At 60.9% G+C, this 17728-nt stretch carries 15 protein-coding genes and 2 pseudogenes; 7 read left to right on the top strand and 10 right to left on the bottom strand.

Going from position 1 to position 17728, the window contains the following annotated elements; all coding sequences use genetic code 11:
- Positions 1-33: 33 nt before the first annotated feature.
- The 5 genes from GA0061101_RS08305 to GA0061101_RS08285 all read right to left on the bottom strand — a co-directional run bounded on the left by GA0061101_RS08305 (position 34) and on the right by GA0061101_RS08285 (position 5879).
- Positions 34-1485 (bottom strand): homospermidine synthase, encoded by a 1452-nt coding sequence (locus GA0061101_RS08305; RefSeq protein ID WP_037196398.1) that lies wholly within the window; start codon positions 1483-1485, stop codon positions 34-36.
- A 190-nt stretch (positions 1486-1675) separates the two neighbouring features.
- Positions 1676-1960, bottom strand: coding sequence for a YciI family protein (locus GA0061101_RS08300; protein WP_037196399.1), 285 nt, complete (start codon positions 1958-1960; stop codon positions 1676-1678).
- 3 nt (positions 1961-1963) lie between these two features.
- Positions 1964-2605, bottom strand: a complete 642-nt coding sequence (locus GA0061101_RS08295) for an aminotransferase class IV family protein (RefSeq protein ID WP_092573454.1) — start codon at positions 2603-2605, stop codon at positions 1964-1966.
- Entirely contained in the window at positions 2590-3750 is a 1161-nt protein-coding gene (locus GA0061101_RS08290; RefSeq protein ID WP_092573453.1) for an aminodeoxychorismate synthase component I, read from the bottom strand. The genes GA0061101_RS08295 and GA0061101_RS08290 overlap by 16 nt, the downstream gene beginning before the upstream one ends.
- 281 nt (positions 3751-4031) lie before the next feature.
- On the bottom strand, positions 4032-5879 hold the full coding sequence (locus tag GA0061101_RS08285) for a M3 family oligoendopeptidase (protein ID WP_047555339.1): 1848 nt from the start codon (positions 5877-5879) through the stop codon (positions 4032-4034).
- A gap of 218 nt (positions 5880-6097) precedes the next feature.
- On the opposite strand from GA0061101_RS08285, the pseudogene GA0061101_RS08280 reads away from it, so the two are divergent.
- The 6 genes and pseudogenes from GA0061101_RS08280 to GA0061101_RS08260 all read left to right on the top strand — a co-directional run.
- Positions 6098-7349: pseudogene (locus GA0061101_RS08280) on the top strand (sigma-54-dependent transcriptional regulator); the annotation flags it as partial.
- Positions 7350-7453: 104 nt separating this feature from the next.
- A pseudogene (locus GA0061101_RS41030) lies at positions 7454-7666 on the top strand (helix-turn-helix domain-containing protein); the annotation flags it as partial.
- A gap of 175 nt (positions 7667-7841) precedes the next feature.
- Complete coding sequence (locus GA0061101_RS08275; protein WP_037196406.1) at positions 7842-9785, top strand: peptidoglycan L,D-endopeptidase MepK; 1944 nt, start codon at positions 7842-7844, stop codon at positions 9783-9785.
- A gap of 286 nt (positions 9786-10071) precedes the next feature.
- On the top strand, positions 10072-10689 hold the full coding sequence (locus tag GA0061101_RS08270) for a hypothetical protein (RefSeq protein ID WP_052224186.1): 618 nt from the start codon (positions 10072-10074) through the stop codon (positions 10687-10689).
- 122 nt (positions 10690-10811) lie between these two features.
- Positions 10812-11654 (top strand): glycosyltransferase family 25 protein, encoded by an 843-nt coding sequence (locus GA0061101_RS08265; RefSeq protein WP_037196409.1) that lies wholly within the window; start codon positions 10812-10814, stop codon positions 11652-11654.
- A gap of 11 nt (positions 11655-11665) precedes the next feature.
- The gene (locus GA0061101_RS08260; RefSeq protein ID WP_037196410.1) at positions 11666-12367 is read left to right on the top strand and encodes a polysaccharide deacetylase family protein; all 702 of its coding nucleotides are present in this window, start codon (positions 11666-11668) and stop codon (positions 12365-12367) included.
- 82 nt (positions 12368-12449) lie between these two features.
- Here GA0061101_RS08260 and copC read toward each other — a convergent pair whose 3' ends face one another.
- From copC to GA0061101_RS08235, 5 genes are all read right to left on the bottom strand, one after another.
- Positions 12450-12818 carry a copper homeostasis periplasmic binding protein CopC gene (copC, locus tag GA0061101_RS08255; protein WP_037196411.1) on the bottom strand — a complete coding sequence of 123 codons (369 nt, stop codon included), beginning with the start codon at positions 12816-12818 and terminating at the stop codon, positions 12450-12452.
- Between the two features lie 127 nt (positions 12819-12945).
- The gene (locus tag GA0061101_RS08250) at positions 12946-13539 is read right to left on the bottom strand and encodes an SCO family protein (protein WP_037196590.1); all 594 of its coding nucleotides are present in this window, start codon (positions 13537-13539) and stop codon (positions 12946-12948) included.
- Between the two features lie 49 nt (positions 13540-13588).
- Positions 13589-14086, bottom strand: coding sequence for a copper chaperone PCu(A)C (locus GA0061101_RS08245; RefSeq protein WP_051963438.1), 498 nt, complete (start codon positions 14084-14086; stop codon positions 13589-13591).
- Positions 14087-14145: 59 nt separating this feature from the next.
- The gene (locus tag GA0061101_RS08240) at positions 14146-15513 is read right to left on the bottom strand and encodes a PepSY-associated TM helix domain-containing protein (protein WP_092573546.1); all 1368 of its coding nucleotides are present in this window, start codon (positions 15511-15513) and stop codon (positions 14146-14148) included.
- Between the two features lie 247 nt (positions 15514-15760).
- Entirely contained in the window at positions 15761-16177 is a 417-nt protein-coding gene (locus GA0061101_RS08235; RefSeq protein WP_092573452.1) for a hypothetical protein, read from the bottom strand.
- 203 nt (positions 16178-16380) lie between these two features.
- Between GA0061101_RS08235 and GA0061101_RS08230 the strand changes: the two genes are divergently transcribed.
- The gene (locus tag GA0061101_RS08230) at positions 16381-17643 is read left to right on the top strand and encodes a flavin monoamine oxidase family protein (RefSeq protein ID WP_092573451.1); all 1263 of its coding nucleotides are present in this window, start codon (positions 16381-16383) and stop codon (positions 17641-17643) included.
- The last annotated feature ends 85 nt before the right edge of the window (positions 17644-17728 follow it).

Below are 17728 nucleotides of genomic sequence, written 5' to 3'. Positions count from 1 at the left end.
TTCGAGCGTTGCGCCTTGCGAACGCTGTTTCCGTTAGCGAACCAGGATATTCCTGAACTGCCAGGGATCCTTGGTGTCGATGTCTTCCGGGAAGAGGCCCGGACGGCCGTCGAGCGGCGTCCAGTCGGTGTAGTGGCCTTCAACCGGACCGAGATAGGGCAGCTGCACTTCGAGGCAGCGCTTGTAGTCGATCTCGTCGGCTTCGACGATGCCGGCGGTCGGGTTTTCCAGCGCCCAGACCATGCCGGCGAGAACGGCGGAGGTTACCTGCAGGCCGGTCGCGTTCTGGTAGGGAGCGATGCGGCGGGTCTCTTCGAGAGACAGGCGCGAACCGTACCAGTAGGCGTTCTTGTCGTGGCCATAGAGCAGGACGCCGAGTTCATCGATGCCGTCTTCCAGTTCGTCCTCGTCGAGAACGTGATGAACCGGCTGCGGCGTGCCGCCATTGCCGAACATTTCGTGCAGCGAAAGCACGGCGTCGTTGGCGGGATGGTAGGCATAGTGGCAGGTCGGGCGGAAGGTGACGTCGCCGTCCTTGTCGCGAACCGTGAAGAAGTCGGCGATCGAGATGGATTCGTTATGCGTGACCAGGAAGCCGTATTGCGGACCTGGCGTCGGGCACCAGGTGCGAACGCGGGTGTTGGCGCCCGGCTGTTCCAGATAGATGGCGGCCTGGCAGCCCTTCTTGTGCTTTTTGGCGTTCTTCGGCATCCATTCTTCATGGGTGCCCCAGCCGAGCTCGGCCGGCTGCAGGCCTTCGGAAATGAAGCCTTCGACCGACCAGGTGTTCCAGAAGACGTTGAGCGGCTTCGGATGCTTGGTGCGCTGCGTGTCGCGCTCGGCGATATGGATGCCCTTGACGCCGACCTTCTTCATCAGCTTGGCCCAGCCTTCGCGGTCATGCTGGTCCGGCTCTTCGAACTTCAGGCCGATATCCTTGGCGAGGTTGACGAGCGCCTGCTTGACGAACCAGGACACCATGCCCGGGTTTGCGCCGCAGGTGGAAACGGCCGTCGTGCCGCCCGGGTTCTTCGCCTTTTCCTTGCGCATGGTTTCGCGCAGGGCATAGTTGGTGCGGTCGGCATTCTTCAGGCTCTTGTCGAAATAGAAGCCGAGCCAGGGTTCGACGACGGTGTCGATGTAGAGCACGTCGAGCTTGCGGCACAGCTTGACCAGATCGAGCGAGCCGGTATCGACCGAGAGATTGACGCAGAAACCCTGGCCGCCGCCTTCCGTCAGGAGCGGCTTCAGCAGCTCCTTGTAGTTTTCCTTGGTGACATGTTCCTTGATATGACGGACGCCGTGCTTTGCCAGGATTTCCATGTCGGCTGGTTCTTCACGCGGGTCGATGACGACCATCCGGCTCTTGTCGAATTTAAAATGGCGCTCGATCAGGGGCAGCGTGCCGCGGCCGATGGAGCCAAAGCCGATCATTACGATCGGACCGGTAATTTCGGCATATACCGGATAGTTCTGTTCCGTCATTCTTGTCTCCTTCGAAAGGCAGGACGCCGTTCGGTTCATGAAATTCATCAGAGTTTGCGCGAGAACGCGAGGTGAAGGGCTCTAATCATAATTTGATGTCACAATAAAGAGCTGTTCGGGGTTAGCCGGGCAAAGTCAAGATAAGGGCACCATACATGCCATATGCGACGAGTTTGTTGCCTTCGGTCGATCAGGCCTTCAGGGCCTCCAATCCGTCGACAACGGTGGTGAGGGCGATTTCCTGGACCTCGTAGGATGCTATTCCGTGGATGGTGAAAGGGTCGGCGGCCACATAGGCTTCCAGTTCGGCGCGATCGCCGCAGGCAAAAACGACGCCGCCGGTGCGCGGCACCTTGCGGCCGGACGCGAGGAACCAGCCCTTGGCATATCCCTCCTTCACCCAGGCCATGTGCGGCTCCATGTACTTGTCGGCTTCGTCGTTACCCTTGAGGTAGGTGAGCGAGAGAATGAACATGCATCAATTCCATATAAGTTGCGCGCGGATCAGGCCGCGCAGGGAGTTTCCGACATAAAGCGTGCGGTCTTGCAGGTCCTCGGGCCGGATGCGGCCGATACGGGCCTTGCGCTGGCAGATGAGCTCGGTGCGCAATACGCCGGCAAGCAGGCCTGAGGAAATGGGCGGCGTGCGCAACGCGTCCGGGCTATCCTCGAGGAAGACGGAGGTGATGGTACCCTCGCAAACCTCGCCCTTCTCATTCAGCAGCAAGACCTCGTCGGCCTCGTCGGGCCCATATTCGGCGCGTGCGGCCTCATAGACGGAGCGGCGGGTGGTTTTGACGCGCAGCAGCTTGTCGGTGGAATCGAGCCGCGTTACGGCGATGCGGACGCGCCAGATCGTTTCGGGCGGCAACGATGCGAAGGCGGCTGTCGTTACCGCCGCCTGCCCCTCGCGATCCAGCGTCAGTCGCACCCGCAAGGGCGCGGATGCACCGGCAACGGCATCTTCGAGTTTGCTGAGTACGCTCTTGGGAGCGGAAAAGCCGAGACGGCGCGCGGAGCGTTGCAGCCGGGCGAGGTGCAGACGCAGGCGGATGAAACCGGCATCCGGTTCGTAACGCAGCGTCTCGATCAGGGAAAAGTCCTCTAGCGGTCGATCCATCGGTCCCCCACGGCGAAACGCGCCTTCAGGAGGCATTCTTCATATTCCGCTTCCGCTGTCGAATCGAAGACGATACCTCCGCCGACATTGAACACCGCCCGGCCGTCTTCGAAAAGCGTGATCGTGCGGATCGCCACCGAAAAGCGCATGGCGCCCGTCGGCGAGATCATGCCGATGGCGCCGCAATAGGCATCGCGCGGGCCGTCCTCGAGCTCGTGCAGGATTTCCATCGCCCGCATTTTCGGCGCGCCGGTAATCGAGCCGCAGGGGAAGAGTGCGGTCAGAATGTCGCGGATTGACATGCCGGGGAGCAGCTTGGCCTGCACGTGGCTGACCATCTGGTGCACGGTGGGATAGGTCTCAATTTCGAAGAGCCTGGGCACATCGAGCGTGCCGACTTCGGTGATGCGAGAGATATCGTTGCGCAGCAGATCGACGATCATGCGGTTTTCGGCCTGTGTCTTCTCGTCGGCAAGCATGGCGCTGATGATCTCGGCATCTTCCGTTGCGTTGGCGCCGCGTTTCGCGGTGCCCTTCATCGGATGCGTCTCGATCCAGCCCTCTTCGTCGGTCCGGAAGAAAAGCTCCGGGGAGCGCGACAGGATGATCGGTCCGCCGAGATCGACGAGCGCGCCATATTTCACCGGCTGTCGTTCGATCAGCGACCAGAAGGCGGCCCTGGCGTCGCCGTTCCAGCGGGCATGGATCGGCATGGTCAGGTTCGCCTGATAGCAGTCGCCCAGGCGGATATGCCGGTGCAGCCTGTCGAATCTCTCTTTATATATAGGGAAATCCCAGGCGGCCTTCGGATCGGTCAAAAACTCCTGGTTTTCCAGGCGCTGCATCGGCTGGCCGAGAGGATGGTCGCCGGCTGCGGGAGCCTCGAAGACGCCGAAGCAGAGCAGCGGCGTCTCGCGGTTGTCTTCGGCAAAAGGCGCCAGCTTTTCCTCGAAGAGATGGCCGGCTTCATAGGCGATATATCCTGCCAGCCATTTTCCCTGTTGCCTGACCCTTTCCATCCGATCGAGCGCGCGGAAGAATTCCGCGCGCGTCCGGGCCGTGATGATCTCGGCCGGTTCGGCAAAGACCATCACCTGTCCTGTGCTGTCGTCCCTGAAGAGGACGTAGGGTCGGGCATCGGCCATTGGGCGGGTTTCTATCGGGCTCTCGTTATGTCGATTGTCAGGCTGGGTTGTGCGTGCCGCAACCAGGCGCCCGGCCCCTCACCCTAGCCCTCTCCCCGCAAGCGGGGAGAGGGAACCGATCCGGCATTTGCCGCACCATTCGTGCCCAAATGATGCGAAGGCTGCTGCCGCAGCTCCCTCTCCCCACATCAGCGGGGAGAGGGTCGGGGTGAGGGGCCATGCGCGAGGATACGGCGATGGCAGACCTGCCTGGCCTGCTGCTCCTGCGAGCAGGCGGAGTTTCAGTTCTTATCTAGCGCTTCCAGCTCGTCGATCAGCCCTTCGATCATCGACAGTCCCTTGCTCCAGAACGACGGATCGGTGGCGTCGAGGCCGAAAGGCTTCAAGAGTTCGGAATGATGCTTGGTGCCGCCGGCCTTCAGCAGCTCGAAATACTTCTCCTGGAAGCCCTTTTCGGCATTGCTATAGACGGCATAGAGCGAATTCACCAGGCAATCGCCGAAGGCATAGGCATAGACATAGAAGGGCGAATGAATGAAGTGAGGGATATAGGCCCAGTAAGTCTCGTAGCCCTCGGATATCCTGATCGCCGGCCCTAAGCTTTCCGACTGGATGGAGAGCCACAGCTCGCCGATGTCCTCGGCGGTCAGCTCGCCATTCTTGCGGGCGGTATGCACCTTGCGCTCGAATTCGTAGAAGGCGATCTGGCGCACGACCGTGTTGATCATGTCCTCGACCTTCTGGGCGAGCATCGCCTTCCGTTCGCGCTTATCGGTCGTCTTGTCGAGAAGGGCGCGGAAGGTGAGCATCTCGCCGAAGACAGAGGCGGTTTCCGCCAGCGTCAGCGGCGTCTGGCACATCAATGCGCCCTGGCCGCCCGCCAGCACCTGATGCACGCCGTGGCCGAGCTCATGCGCCAGCGTCATGACATCGCGCGGCTTGCCCATATAGTTGACGAGCACGTAGGGGTGCGCCGATGGCACGGTCGGATGGGCGAAGGCGCCGGGCGCCTTGCCTGGGCGTACCGGCGCGTCGATCCATTCCTCATCGAAGAAGCGCTTGGCGATGGCAGCCATTTCGGGGGCGAATTTGCCGTAGGCGGAAAGAACGGTCTCCTTCGCCTCGCTCCAGGGGATCAGGGCGTTGGGCGTTTCCGGCAGCGGCGCGTTGCGGTCCCAGAAGTTCATCTGCTCCATGCCGAGCCATTTGGCTTTCATCTTGTAATAGCGATGCGAAAGGCGTGGATAGGCCTCGTGCACGGCCGCCGCCAGCGCATCCACCACTTCGCGTTCGACGCGGTTGGCCAGATGCCTGCTGTCGGCGATATCCTCGAAGCCCCGCCAGCGGTCGGAAATTTCCTTGTCCTTGGCGAGCGTGTTGGTGATCAGCGTGAAGGTGCGCAGGTTGGCCTTGAAGGTCTCGGCAAGCGCCATGGCCGCCTTGCGGCGCGCTTCCGGATCCTGCTCCTGCAGCATGTTCAGCGCGACTTCGAGCGGTTGCTTCTCGCCGTCGATCTCGAAGCGCAGCTCCGCCATCGTCTCGTCGAACAGCCGGTTGAAGGCAGCGGCGCTGGTCATGGACTTCTCCAGGAACAGCTGCTCCAGCCTGTCTTCGAGCTGATGAGGCTTGTCCTTGCGCAGGTCGACGATCCAGGGGCGATAGTGGCCGGCGGCTGGGTCGTTCGCCATGCAGGCGTCCATCGCGGCATCATCGATGCGGTTCAGTTCCAGCGGGAAGAACAGGAGATGGGCGGCGTAGTCCGTCAGCCGCGTCTGCACATCGCCATAGAGCTTGCCGTTGGCGGGATCGCTGGTGTTGGAGAAATAGGTAAGGCCGGCAAATGAGCCGAGCCGGCCCATGATATCATCAAGCGCCTCATACTCCTTCAGAGCAGCTCCGATGCCGGCATCGCCGGTCTTGCTGGCGGCATCCGTAAGCTTGCCCTTCCATTTCTCTTCGAAGGCGACCGCCATCTTGCCGGCTTTTTCCATGTCGCCGGTGAAGGCGGTCGACGTGGCGGAAGGGTAGAGATCGCTGAGCTTCCAGGCGGGCAGGTCACCGAGCGCGCTGCCGGCGGCGGCCTGGCTCGCCGAAAAATTAAGGGATTGATGGAGCGCGGTCGGGCTCATGGGCGATATTTCCTCTGCATTTTATTGCGGAACATCCGGTTCGTCCGTGTCTATTCAGCTGGAAAGCACGCTGCAAGCCTGATTTCCCCGCACGGACGGTTGAACCATAGGCGATAGTACATTCGTCATAATGATTAAAATGCGATGGTTTGGCAAAACTTCATGTTCAAGCCTTTCTGCGAATGTTCGCGTCAGGTTTCGCATGAAGTGAGGCACCAATGACCGTTTATAATAGCGCCAAGGGGGGCGCGCAGGTTCTCGTTGTTGAGGATGATCCGATTCAACGTCGTCTGCTGAAGAATGCCATCGAGCGACACGGACACGTTGCTCATCTGGCTGAGAATGGCCGCCTTGGCCTCGAGGTTCTGAAGCGCAATAGCGATCAGATCAATGTGATCGTGCTCGATCTCATGATGCCCGAAATGAACGGCATCGAGTTTCTGGGCGCGCTGAACGACATGGGTATCGACCTGCCCGTCATCGTGCAGACGGGACAGGGCGGTATCGACACCGTGGTGCAGGCCATGCGGGCCGGCGCTTTCGATTTCGTCGTAAAGCCCGTGTCTCCCGAGCGCATCTCGGCTTCGATCGTCAATGCACTGAAGCTCGATCAGCGCGAGGCGAAGGCCCGCGCCGGGCGCAGGTCCCGCTCGAGCGCGATCACGTTCGACGACATCGTCTCGGCAAGTCCTGCGATGATGCGGGTGATCGATCTTGCGCATCGTGCATCGCAATCGAACATTCCAGTCGTGCTGGAAGGCGAGTCCGGGGTTGGCAAGGAGCTCGTGGCGCGTGCCATCCAGGCCGCCAGCGATCGTGCCGGCAAGCCGTTCATAACGGTCAATTGCGGTGCCATCCCGCACAATCTGGTCGAGAGCATCCTTTTCGGGCATGAAAAGGGCGCGTTCACGGGCGCGGCCGAGCGCCATGTCGGCAAGTTCATGGAAGCGGACGGCGGCACGCTGTTCCTCGACGAGATCGGCGACCTGCCGCTGGAAGTCCAGGTCAAGCTGCTGCGCGCCGTGCAGCAGGGGGAAATCGAGACGGTCGGCGCGCGCGTCGCGCAGAAGGTGAATGTCCGGTTGATCTCCGCTACCAACAAGGACCTGATCGAAGAGGTCAAGGCCGGGCGCTTCCGCGAGGATCTCTATTATCGCCTCAACGTCTTCCCGATCACCATGCCGGCCCTGCGTCGTCGCAAGGAGGATATTCCGCATCTCGCGCGCGCATTCGCCGATCGCTTTGCGCTCGAACAGAAGCTCGACTATCCGCTTTCGATCAGCAACAGCGCGCTCGCTCTGCTGACGGCCTATGACTGGCCGGGCAACATCCGCCAGCTCGAAAACGCCGTCTTCCGCGCCGTCGTCCTGGCCGAAGGATCGGAGCTGCAGGACACGGACTTCCCGCAGATCGCCGCTCAACTGCCCGGTTATTTTGCCGCCGAGCATCCAACCTTAGTTGTGGATAATTCGCAGATGGAGGCCGTTGGCGAGAGAGGCGAGCGCGGCGTGCGCGCCTTTTCACCGGCTACAACTGCAACCTTACCGCTTCCTGCGGTCGATGAGTCCGCCACTGCTTCAGACAACGTCATCGTCAGTACCAACATATCCGGAGACGTCAGAAAACTGGCGGATGTCGAAGAGGAGCTGATCCGATTTGCCCTCAAATTCTATCGGGGCCAGATGAGTCAGGTAGCAAGAAAACTCGGAATCGGGCGCTCAACTCTCTACCGGAAGTTGAAGGATTACGGGATAGATCCGGATGATCCGCAAAAAAACGCTGCATGAGCACTGACTTAACATTTAGGCAAGCATATTTTGTTACCCGTCGTAAAGCACTTGTTAGTGCATCGTTCACCATGTATGAAGAGGGCGACCATGTGTGGCATTTTTGCCATCGTGTCACCGCAATTGACAGCCATTTGGAACACGATGCGACATTGTCTGTCGGACGGGGATCGAATTGCCGAATCTGAGTGGAAATACCAAGCGCAATAGCTTGAGCTGGCATTCTGCGTGCTCTGATCTATTTAGCAAGGTGGCCAAGGTAGTAGCCGTTGGCCTCCTTGCTTTGGCTGTTTCCACGCCTGTTTTCGTCGGCACTCCTTCCCAGGCAGGGGGCGAAACCCGCAGCCTGAAGATCTATTACGTCCATACCGGCGAAAAGGCCGTCATCACCTACAAGCGCAACGGCAAGTTCGATCCGGACGGTCTGGAAAAGCTGAACCGTATCCTGCGCGACTGGCGTAAGAACCAGCCAACCAAGATGAATCCGCGCCTGTTCGACCTGATCTGGGAAGTCTACCGTGAAAGCGGTTCGCACGAATTCATCTACGTCGTCTGCGGATTCCGTTCGCCGGGCACCAACGAGATGCTGCGCACCCGATCGGCCCATACGGGCGTTGCCAAGAAGAGCCAGCATATGCTCGGCAACGCGATGGATTTCTATATTCCGGACGTCAAGCTCACCAAGCTGCGCGAGCTCGGCATGAAGCTCCAGGAGGGCGGCGTCGGCTACTATCCGACCTCGGGTTCGCCCTTCGTGCACATGGACGTTGGCGGCGTGCGCGCATGGCCGCGCATGGATCGCCAGGATCTCGTTCGCCTGTTCCCGGATGGCAAGACCATGCATATCCCTGCTGATGGTCGACCGTTGCCGGGCTATCAGGAGGCCGTTGCCGATTATAAGCGCCGCATGTCGTCCGATATCCAGATCGCCAGCTCCTCGTCGTCTCGCCGTGGTTTCTTCGCCCGTCTCTTTGGCGGTGGCGGTGCGGATGAGGCGGAGGACAATGCAGATGAGGGCGCGGCGCCGGTGGCTGTTGCTTCGGTTTCTGGAAAGAGCCAGCCGGCTCCGTCCGCGGCCGACGAGGGTGACGATAGCGCGGCCCCTGCGCCCGCCCAGGTTCAGGTTGCCAGCATAAACGCTCCGGTTCCGCAGGTTCGCCCGGCCTTCGGCAATCAGCCTGCTGGCAGCGACGTTGCTTCCGCTCTCGTATCGTCGTCGTCGCATAACGCCGCTCAGGATGCGCTTGCGGCGGCCATGCCGACTGCGGACGATCAGTCGCAGCAATATGCCGATCTTCGTTCCTATCGCGTGCCCGTGCCGTCCTTGCTTGACCGCCGCGTCCCTGGCGATGCCGAGGCGGCCTCCGTCGACGCCGGTATGAGCGGCCAGGTCGCCGCCGTCCCTGTCCCGGCAGAGCGCCCCGAAGTTGCCGAAAGCCTGTTGGCCTCTGCGGATGCCGATCAGGAAGCGATCGACGATCAGGCAGATGCGGGTACGCTCTCTCCGTCCGTCATCGCAGCTCTTGAGCAGAGCCGCCCCGATCGGCCGGATCCGAGTGCTGCGGTCCCGGTGAGTGCGCCGCTTAACAATGTTGCATCCAAGGATCAGGTTGCCCCTGCGAATGGTGTGGCTGCCGGCAATGATGCCATGCAGGCGATCGCGGCGGTTCTGCCGCAGCAGCGGCCGGCGCAACGCATGCCGATGCAGGTGGCCGCGCTGGCGCCGATCCAGAATGAGGTCAAGGCCAGCAGCCGTCGCTTCAATGACAGCTTCGAACCGGTGCCGCAGGAGCGCGCGATTGCCGTCGGTATCGCGGCCAAGGGAGGCCGTCCGAACAAGCAGGACGCAGCCCAAGCTGATGCCGGCCGGGCCACGGTGACGACTGAACCGAAGCTGACCGAGAAGATGATTTCCCAGTGGGCGATTGCCAAGGCCCGCGTCGAAATCATTAACCGCCCGGTCAAGGCGCCGCGTTTCGTGAGCCCGACCCTTCGCGCCCAGCCGACGGCTGTCTATACCGATGGCTTCAAGGTGCAGACGGCTTCCATCGATCCGGAACGCTTCAGCGGTTCGGCTGTGAACTTCCTTCAGGTGAAGAAGTTCAACTCGGTCGAGTAGGCGGAGGTCTCTCCGCTCAGCGATCTTGGAAGCCTGTTCGGCTTCCATTCAATCTCAAGCATGACATCAGATCGAGGGCCGTCGATCCGCAAGGCATCGGCTGGGCAATCCCGCACCGACGTATCGATGAGATAGCTGCAGTCAACGCCGCTGTTGCCCGCGGGTGACAGTACGTCGACTTTCAGGTTCGTGTCAGAGATTATTCATTCCCGCGTCATCCACTGCTCAGTTTCGCGTCATTCGGCGAGGTTAGGCCGACAGGCTGAAAAGGGCTGGATATTCACAATTGAACCGAAAGACGGCAATCATCGTCGGCAATGGCGAGCTTACTCGCGACCTGTCTGAGATTGTGGACAGTGCGCAATTTGCAATGCGCTTCAACGAGCCCAAGGCGTCTATCGGCATGAGCGGCTCGCGCACGGATATTCTCATGCTCGCGGCCTCGAGCAAGCCGATGCAGCGTCGACTGACCGATCCGAATTTTCTGGCAAGCGCCACATTCAAGGCCGCGAAAGAGGTCGTGCTTGCCTATCATCCCGAGATCATCCGCAAATATCACCCAAAGCCTAATTTCCTCTCGCGCCTGAAGGGCAGGCGCAGCGACTGGACGATGCGAACGATCGAATTGGTCGGCGCCGCCGGCAAGGAGATTCGGGTAATGCCACCCCAGTTCTACATCGACGGCTGCTCGGAGCTCGGCGTGCCGGAACGCAGGATGTGCGAGGTTTTCCCCAGCACCGGCTTCTTTGGCATCCGATATGTTCTTTCGCTGTTGCCCGCCCGCGAATGGGACGTGAAACTGTGCGGATTCAGCTGGGAGGGATGGAAACGCCATGCTTGGCTCAACGAACGCAGCTGGGTCGAAGACAGGATCGCAAGCGGTCGCGTGAGCGTGCTCGTCTAGCGCCGCCTTCACCATGCAAATGATTGAAAATAATAGTTTTCAGTTTGGCCTCAGGTTTGCCTAAGCCCGCGCTCATTCACGATTGCTACAGCCTCGTGACAGACGACACCGAGGTATCTCTTATGCAAACTCACGAATTCAGCCCGTCTTCGGCGATGCCGCTCGAAAGATCTCATGCGGGATTCGACTTCGATCACGTTCCCAATCCGGTTGGCGCCATCCTGGATGAGCCGAACCAACCGGTCATCCGCGGCTTCATCATCCATCTTGATCGCGCTCGCGACCGCATGCCACAGGTCGAAAGCCTCGCGGCGAAGCTTCCGGTTCCGAGCGAAATCATAGAGGCGGTCGACGGTAGCGCCTTGACCGACGCCGAGATAGAGCGGGTATATCGTCGGCGACTGCACAAGCCGTATTATCCCTTTGCCCTGAGCATCGGCGAGATCGCATGCTTCCTGTCGCATCGGAAGGCATGGACTGCCATTGTCGAGCAGGGCATCGATGCCGGCCTGATCTTCGAAGACGATGTGGACATCGATGACTCCTTTCATGCCGCCTTTGCAGCCGCCAAGGCCTGTCTCAAGCCGCGTGCGTTCGTCCGCTTCCCTTTCCGGATGGGCAAGGAACATGGCAAGTGCATTCTGAGCCAGGGCCAGACCAGCGTCATCCAGCCCGATCGTATCGGTCTGGGCATGGTGGCGCAGCTTGTGAGCCGTGATGCGGCTATTCGTCTGCTTAGCGCTACCACCCATTTCGACCGGCCGGTTGATACGACCGTGCAGATGAGCTGGTTCACGCAGATATCGCCACTTGCGGTTTTGCCTGGTGGTGTGCATGAGATATCCTCGCAGCTTGGCGGAAGCACCATCAAGAGCCGCAAGACGTTGATGGAGAGGCTTTCCAGGGAGGTGCTGCGGCCGCTATATCGTGCAAGAATTGCGCTGCGTTCGCGCCGCTCCATCTGAGAAGATCAAACTTGGCCGTTCCAATCCTCGCTTATCATCAGATTGCGGTGCCGCCTTCGCGCAAGGCGCCGTTCAGAAGCATGGTCGTCCATCCGGAAGCTTTCCATCGCCAGATGGAATGGCTGAAAAGGCTTGGAATTCAGGGATTATCGCTGCGTGAGGCGCTGCCTTACATTACGGGAGCGAAGGCCGGCAAGGTTGCCGCAATCACCTTCGATGACAGCTACCTGAACGTCTATGAGAATGCCCTGCCGGTGCTGCAGGAGTTCGGCTTCACTGCCACGAATTTCGTGGTCGTGAACCAGATCGGCGGCGGCAATACCTGGGACGCGCCGCTTGGCGTGGCGCCTGCCCCTTGCATGTCGATTGAGCAACTGCGCCGGTGGAGCAGTCTCGGGCACGAAGTAGGCTCGCACACGCTTGACCACGTCCATCTTCCGCAATTGCCGATGGAGGAGGCGCGTCGCCAGATTTCGCATTCGCGCGGTTTGCTTGAGGATCTGCTTGACGAGGGCGTCTCGTCCTTCTGCTTTCCCTATGGCGACGAGACGCCGCTTGATCGGGTGCTGACCTATGAGGCGGGCTATAATGCGGCGACCACGACGCGGCGAGGCAGGGCGCGTCCGAGCGACGATCCGTTCGGCCTGCCGCGGGTGACCGTTCGGCGCAACGACAGCTGGCTGCATTTCGTCAGGAAATGCGTGTTCGGATAGTTGGCAACGTCTATCATGTCCATTTGCCGTGTCTGGCTTTCGTCCCCGGAGCGGGCTGTCAAATCGCTCCGGGGATAATGGATCACGGCGTTATGGTGAAGCTGTAGCTGCCGTTGGTCTTGTGACCATCCGTCGACAGCGCGTGCCATTGCACGGTGTATTTGCCGGAGGAAAGCTTGTCGCTCACCGGCACCATCAGCGTCGCGTCGCCATCCATCAGCGTGGCAGCGCCGGTCTTGACGACCGTCTTGTCCGGGCCGGTCACGGTCACGCCGCTGAACTTCAGGTTCAAGCCTTCGCTGAAGGTGAGGTCGAGTTCCGAAGGTGCCTGCTTGACGGTGCTGTCAGCGGCGGGAACGGAGGACTTGAGATGGGCGTGCGCGAAAGCGTGGCCTGCGAGAGCGATGCTGGCCGTGGCCGCAATGAGGAGAAGCTTCTTCATCCGGTGCATGTCGGTCTTCCTTTTGCATTGAGGCGCCGCAGAGGGGCCGCGGCAGGTTCTGGCGGCGGCTGATGTCGCCTGGAATATCCCGTTCGGATTGCTGCCTAGGGGAATGTGCGGAGCGGCTTGCGGCCGCTCATTTCAGAAGGTTGCGGATTTTCTGCAGAGCGACGTCCTTGTCCTCTCCGTAGGCGATCAGGCCGCGCAGACTGCCGTCGGCATCGACGAGGAGGACCGAGGCGGTGTGATCCATCGTGTAGTCGCCATCGGGCGAAGGCACCTTTTTGGCATAGATGCGCCAGTCCTTGATGGCTTTCTGCATTTCCGTCGGGTCGCCGGTGACGCCGATGATGCGATCGGTGAAATTGCCGGTGTATTTGTGCATGACCTCCGGCGTGTCGCGCTGAGGATCCACGGAGAAGAAATAGGCTTTCAGCTTGTCGGCTTCCGGGCCGAGCGTCTTCAGCCAGCCGGCCATCTCGAACAGCGTGGTCGGGCAGACGTCCGGGCAATGGGTGTAGCCGAAGTAGATGAGCGATGGATGGCCCTTGAGCGCCTGTGCGGTAACGGGCTGGCCCCGGTCGTCGATGAGGTTGAAGGCGCCGCCGATATGGTCCTCAGCCGCCTTCGTCGGTGGCATCAGGCTCCACGTGAAGTAGGCGATCAAGCCGCAGACGCTCAGCAGGAAGACCGTCAGGATCGCGGGGACCGACCATTCCTTCGTGAACATCGCCTTTTCCTCTTTGGCGCGAAGAGAGGCGCGGCTGCCGCCACGCCGTTCATTCAGCTGCGTTGGCATGCTCGCCTCCGTTGTCCGCCTTGCTGGCGACCGCCGAACCCACAGGGAAATCGACATCGATGGAGCCGGCTTTTTCGAAGGTCAATCTCGCTCTGATCGTCTCGCCCTGTTTGAACGGATCGATGACATCCATGAACATGAGGTGATAGCTGCCGGGCTTCAGGTCGACGGTCTTGCCGGCGGGCAGCGGCAGACCGCCGGCAAGCTGGCGCATGACCATGACGTCTTTGTCCATCTTCATCTCATGGACCTCGACTTTGACAGCTCTCGACGAGCTGGCTGCGATCAGCCGGTCGTCGGTTCTGCCGGAATTGGTGATGCTCACGTAGCCGCCGCCGACCTCGGCGCCCGGCACCATGGCTCGCACATAGGCAGCGGCGATCTTGAGATTTCCAAGCGTTACCTCCGAGGCGAAAGCCAATCCGGGAGCGGCAAGGCAGAGGCTGGCGGCGACGAAATGGCTGGTAAATCGAGTCATGATCGGTTTCCTCCTGGGATTTGAATGCTGTCACGCGGCAGGCCCTGCCGTGCAGCCTTTCATGAGAAAAAGCGTTTCAGCGGCGGCACAAAGCGGATGACGCTCTGATCGGCCAGCAGCATGGCGACGACGGCGAGACCCGTCAGCGGAAAGGCGGCGCCGAAGGCGATCGCGATCAGCCACAGTCCGATGTAGACGGACCTCTGGGGCGGCATGGGCGGTACGCCGAGACGACCGGCGGGCCGGCGTTTCCACCACATCACGACTGCGGTCACACAGCTGAGAACAATGGCAATGCAGGTCGCCAGCATGAGCAGCTGGTTGAAGAGGCCCCATTCCTGTCCCTGATGGACGTTGATGCCCCATTCGATTGCCTTGCCGAACGCCGGATATTGATCGAAGGAAAGATCGACCAGCGGCCTGCCGGAATATTGGTCGATATGAACGGTACGTTCCTTCGAAAGATCTTTGGGGAAGATCGAGGCGGTGAAGACGCCCGTTTCGTCGGAGGGCAAGGCCATGCTGAAGCCGGCGGCTATGCCCAGTCCCCGGGCGATCTCCACAGCCTTGTCCAGCCCGATGGACTTTGACGCCGCTGCCACGCCGGAGAGCGGCACGGGGGCATTCTCGACAATCCAGCCGGGGCGGTTGACCACATCCTGCGTAACCTTCGTCGATTTTGGCACGTCGTCCCAGAGGGACGCGGGATAGCCGAGATCGTTGGACGTCAGCCACGCATTGACATTGGCACCCCAGTAGCCCGACCAGGGCATGCCGCTGAGGGCGAGGAAGAAGATGACGATGCCAGCGACCGCGCCGGTCACGGCATGGAGATCGCGCCAGAAGACGCGGCGGGACGGCGTGCCGCGAACCGTGAGGACGCCGCCTGTCTGGCGACGCGGCCACCAGAGATAGATGCCCGTCACGACGAGGATCAGCGCGAAGCCACCGACGATTTCGATGATGCGGTTGGTCCATGTCCCGAAATATTCGAGGCTATGGATGCGTTTGACAACCCAGCTGAATTCCTCTTTCGAGCCGACCGAGCCGAGCACGTCGCCATTGTGCGGATTGACGTAGACGAGCGTCGATTGGCCGCCTTTCAATACGGTCACCACGGCGGATCGATCTCCCGCCGCAGCTTCGCGATAGGATGTCGCCGTGGCGTCCGGCATTGCGGCCAGCGCCGCATCGACGATCTTTTGCGGCGGCAGCATCGGGCCTGTATCGGCAACGATGTTGCGATGGGCATAGAAGGTGTCTGCGATCTGATCCTTGAAGAGATAGATGGACCCGGTGATCGCCAGGTTGAGCAGGAAGGGAATGACGAGCAGACCGGCGAAGAAATGCCAGCGCCAGATCGCTCGATAGAGCGAGATATGGTCCGATGTGGTTGCGGCGGGCTCGGCCGCGGTGAAGGCAGACATGAGGAACTCTCCGAAGATCCGGTGGCGCGGAATGATCCGTTTCGAGAGATATGCCTGTCTGCGGGAGTGGCGACCTATCCGGTCGCGGCTTGTGCCCATGTTGCCTGCGAAGCGGACAATCGGGAAATCCGTCGTATATCGGGACATCGGCAAGGAGCCATCTCACCCGCAGCCGGCACGATCAACTCTCGTGCATGGTTCGGCCGCCGTTGACGACAAGCGTCATGGCTTTGGCCGAGACGCAGGTTCAGACAAGGCTTCGAAGAACAGGGGGAGCGCGTGGGCCGTTATTCGGCGGATAGAGTTGCCGGCGGAACACCTCGTCTTTCGCGACGATGACATCCCCTCCGACAAAAGCGAGATGTTCGCAGATATCGATCGGCGGCGCGGGAAGCAGGGCGGCGGCGGAAATGCGGCATGCCTCGCATCCCGGCATATAGGCCTTGCTATGCTCCTTGCCGTCAGGCGTCTTTTCGGTAACGCAGAGGACGGGCAGGGTACCATCAGGCAGGCGGTATTGGGCAAGCTCGACGGGGCTCGGTTCCGCGGTGCTGGAAGCAGCCGGACGATGGGCGAAGCCGACGGACAGCAATGCGACGGCGCAAAGAATGCGCACCAGCCATTGCGTTGTCCCAAAGCTTCGCTTCCGCACGGTTCTCCCCATCATTTTCCAAAGCACCTACGACATTCGCCGCCGCAGCTCAATGCGGCAATTTGGTATGGCTGCTGCAGTGCCCGTTTACATGCCGCGCGAAGGTCAGCTACAGATTGGTTGGAAAGTCTGAGCCGACTAACGGGCGGGGCTCTGCGTCGTGCATCGTCCTGCAGCCGGTTCGCCTTCTGGTGGTTGTGCGAAAAGGAAATGGAATGCCCATCGAATCCTGGCGGGGTGGCGATGTCGACGTTGCCATTATCGGCGCCGGCGCCGCCGGCGTGGGAGCTGCCCGGCGGCTGCAATCGCTTCGTCCCGACCTTTCGGTCCTGCTGCTCGAAGCCTCCGATCGTGTCGGCGGTCGCGCGCGAACGATCCATCCCTTCGGCGCTGATGGAGCAGGGCTCGATCTCGGCTGCGGCTGGCTGCATGGCGCGCGCACCAATCCCTGGACAAAGATTACCGAGGAGATCGGCCTGACGGTCGATCGCACGCCGGCACCCTGGAGCGACGGTAGCCGGCAGCTGGAAGGCAAGGAGCCAGGGGTGAAGGCAGCGGCAGAGGCCGTTGCCGAATTCTTCGAACGCGTCGACGCCTATGAAGGCGTTGCCGACGCGGATCTCTCGACCATGCTCGCGCCTGATGATCCGTGGATCGAGCGGCTTTATGCGGTCGGCGCGTTTATGACCGGGGCGGAACTGCCCAAGTCTTCGGTGATCGATCTCGGACGCTACGATCCCGGTCCCGGCCCCGACTGGCGCGTGCGGCAGGGCTACGGCACGCTTGTGGCCACCTATGGCCTACCAGTGCCGACCATTCTCGGCGTAGAAGTCAGCCGTATCGACCACAGCAGCGCTGGCCATGTCGTGCTTTCGACGGGCAAGGGCGAGCTGAAGGCGAGGGCTGCTATCGTGGCTGTCTCCACCAATGTCCTGGCCGCCGAGCGGATCGATTTCTGGCCGCCGCTTCCCGAGAGGATCGAAGCGGCCTCGCGCCTGCCTCTCGGATTGGCGGACAAGCTTTTCATCCATGTGTCCGAACCTGGCATGTTTCCGGAGGATACGCATGTCATGGGGTCGCGGGAGAGCCGGCGCACGGGTGCTTATCAGTTGAGGCCGTTCGGCGCGCCTGTCATCGAAGCCTATTTTGCCGCCGATCTCGCGCTTGATCTCGAACGAGAGGGCATGGAAGCCGCCTTCGCCTTCTCGGTGGAGCAGTTGAAGCGCGTTTTCGGCGCGGATGTCGGTGCCAAACTATCGCCTCTCGTCATGTCAGCCTGGGCGAGCGAACCCTTTGTCGGCGGTTCCTATTCCTATGCGACACCCGGTGCTTCGGATCTGCGCGGCGTTCTGGCCGCGCCCTGCAACGATCGTCTGTTCTTTGCCGGGGAGGCCTGCTCGCGGACGCGATATTCGACCGCGCACGGCGCCTATGAAAGTGGAGTTGTCGCGGCCGAAGCGGTCGCGAAAGCATTGTGATCCCCGCTTGATAGAAGGGGTAAGGTGCTTCGGAGCGAAAAATAACGATTCGTCTCGCAAATTTATGCGAAGCGCTCTTAAACTT

This window comes from Martinezella lusitana (assembly GCF_900094565.1).
Classification (GTDB): Bacteria; Pseudomonadota; Alphaproteobacteria; order Rhizobiales; family Rhizobiaceae; genus Rhizobium; species Rhizobium lusitanum.
This window is presented reverse-complemented; position numbering and strand designations above follow the sequence as displayed.

Bases quoted from the DNA above. Each gene is read 5' to 3' on its own strand.
- GA0061101_RS08305 (WP_037196398.1), bottom strand. From the start codon at position 1,485: ATGACGGAACAGAACTATCCGGTATATGCCGAAATTACCGGTCCGATC.
- GA0061101_RS08300 (WP_037196399.1), bottom strand. From the start codon at position 1,960: ATGTTCATTCTCTCGCTCACCTACCTCAAGGGTAACGACGAAGCCGAC.
- GA0061101_RS08295 (WP_092573454.1), bottom strand. From the start codon at position 2,605: ATGGATCGACCGCTAGAGGACTTTTCCCTGATCGAGACGCTGCGTTAC.
- GA0061101_RS08290 (WP_092573453.1), bottom strand. From the start codon at position 3,750: ATGGCCGATGCCCGACCCTACGTCCTCTTCAGGGACGACAGCACAGGA.
- GA0061101_RS08285 (WP_047555339.1), bottom strand. From the start codon at position 5,879: ATGAGCCCGACCGCGCTCCATCAATCCCTTAATTTTTCGGCGAGCCAG.
- GA0061101_RS08265 (WP_037196409.1), top strand. From the start codon at position 10,812: ATGCAAACTCACGAATTCAGCCCGTCTTCGGCGATGCCGCTCGAAAGA.
- copC (WP_037196411.1), bottom strand. From the start codon at position 12,818: ATGCACCGGATGAAGAAGCTTCTCCTCATTGCGGCCACGGCCAGCATC.
- GA0061101_RS08250 (WP_037196590.1), bottom strand. From the start codon at position 13,539: ATGTTCACGAAGGAATGGTCGGTCCCCGCGATCCTGACGGTCTTCCTG.
- GA0061101_RS08245 (WP_051963438.1), bottom strand. From the start codon at position 14,086: ATGACTCGATTTACCAGCCATTTCGTCGCCGCCAGCCTCTGCCTTGCC.
- GA0061101_RS08240 (WP_092573546.1), bottom strand. From the start codon at position 15,513: ATGTCTGCCTTCACCGCGGCCGAGCCCGCCGCAACCACATCGGACCAT.
- GA0061101_RS08235 (WP_092573452.1), bottom strand. From the start codon at position 16,177: ATGGGGAGAACCGTGCGGAAGCGAAGCTTTGGGACAACGCAATGGCTG.
- GA0061101_RS08230 (WP_092573451.1), top strand. From the start codon at position 16,381: ATGCCCATCGAATCCTGGCGGGGTGGCGATGTCGACGTTGCCATTATC.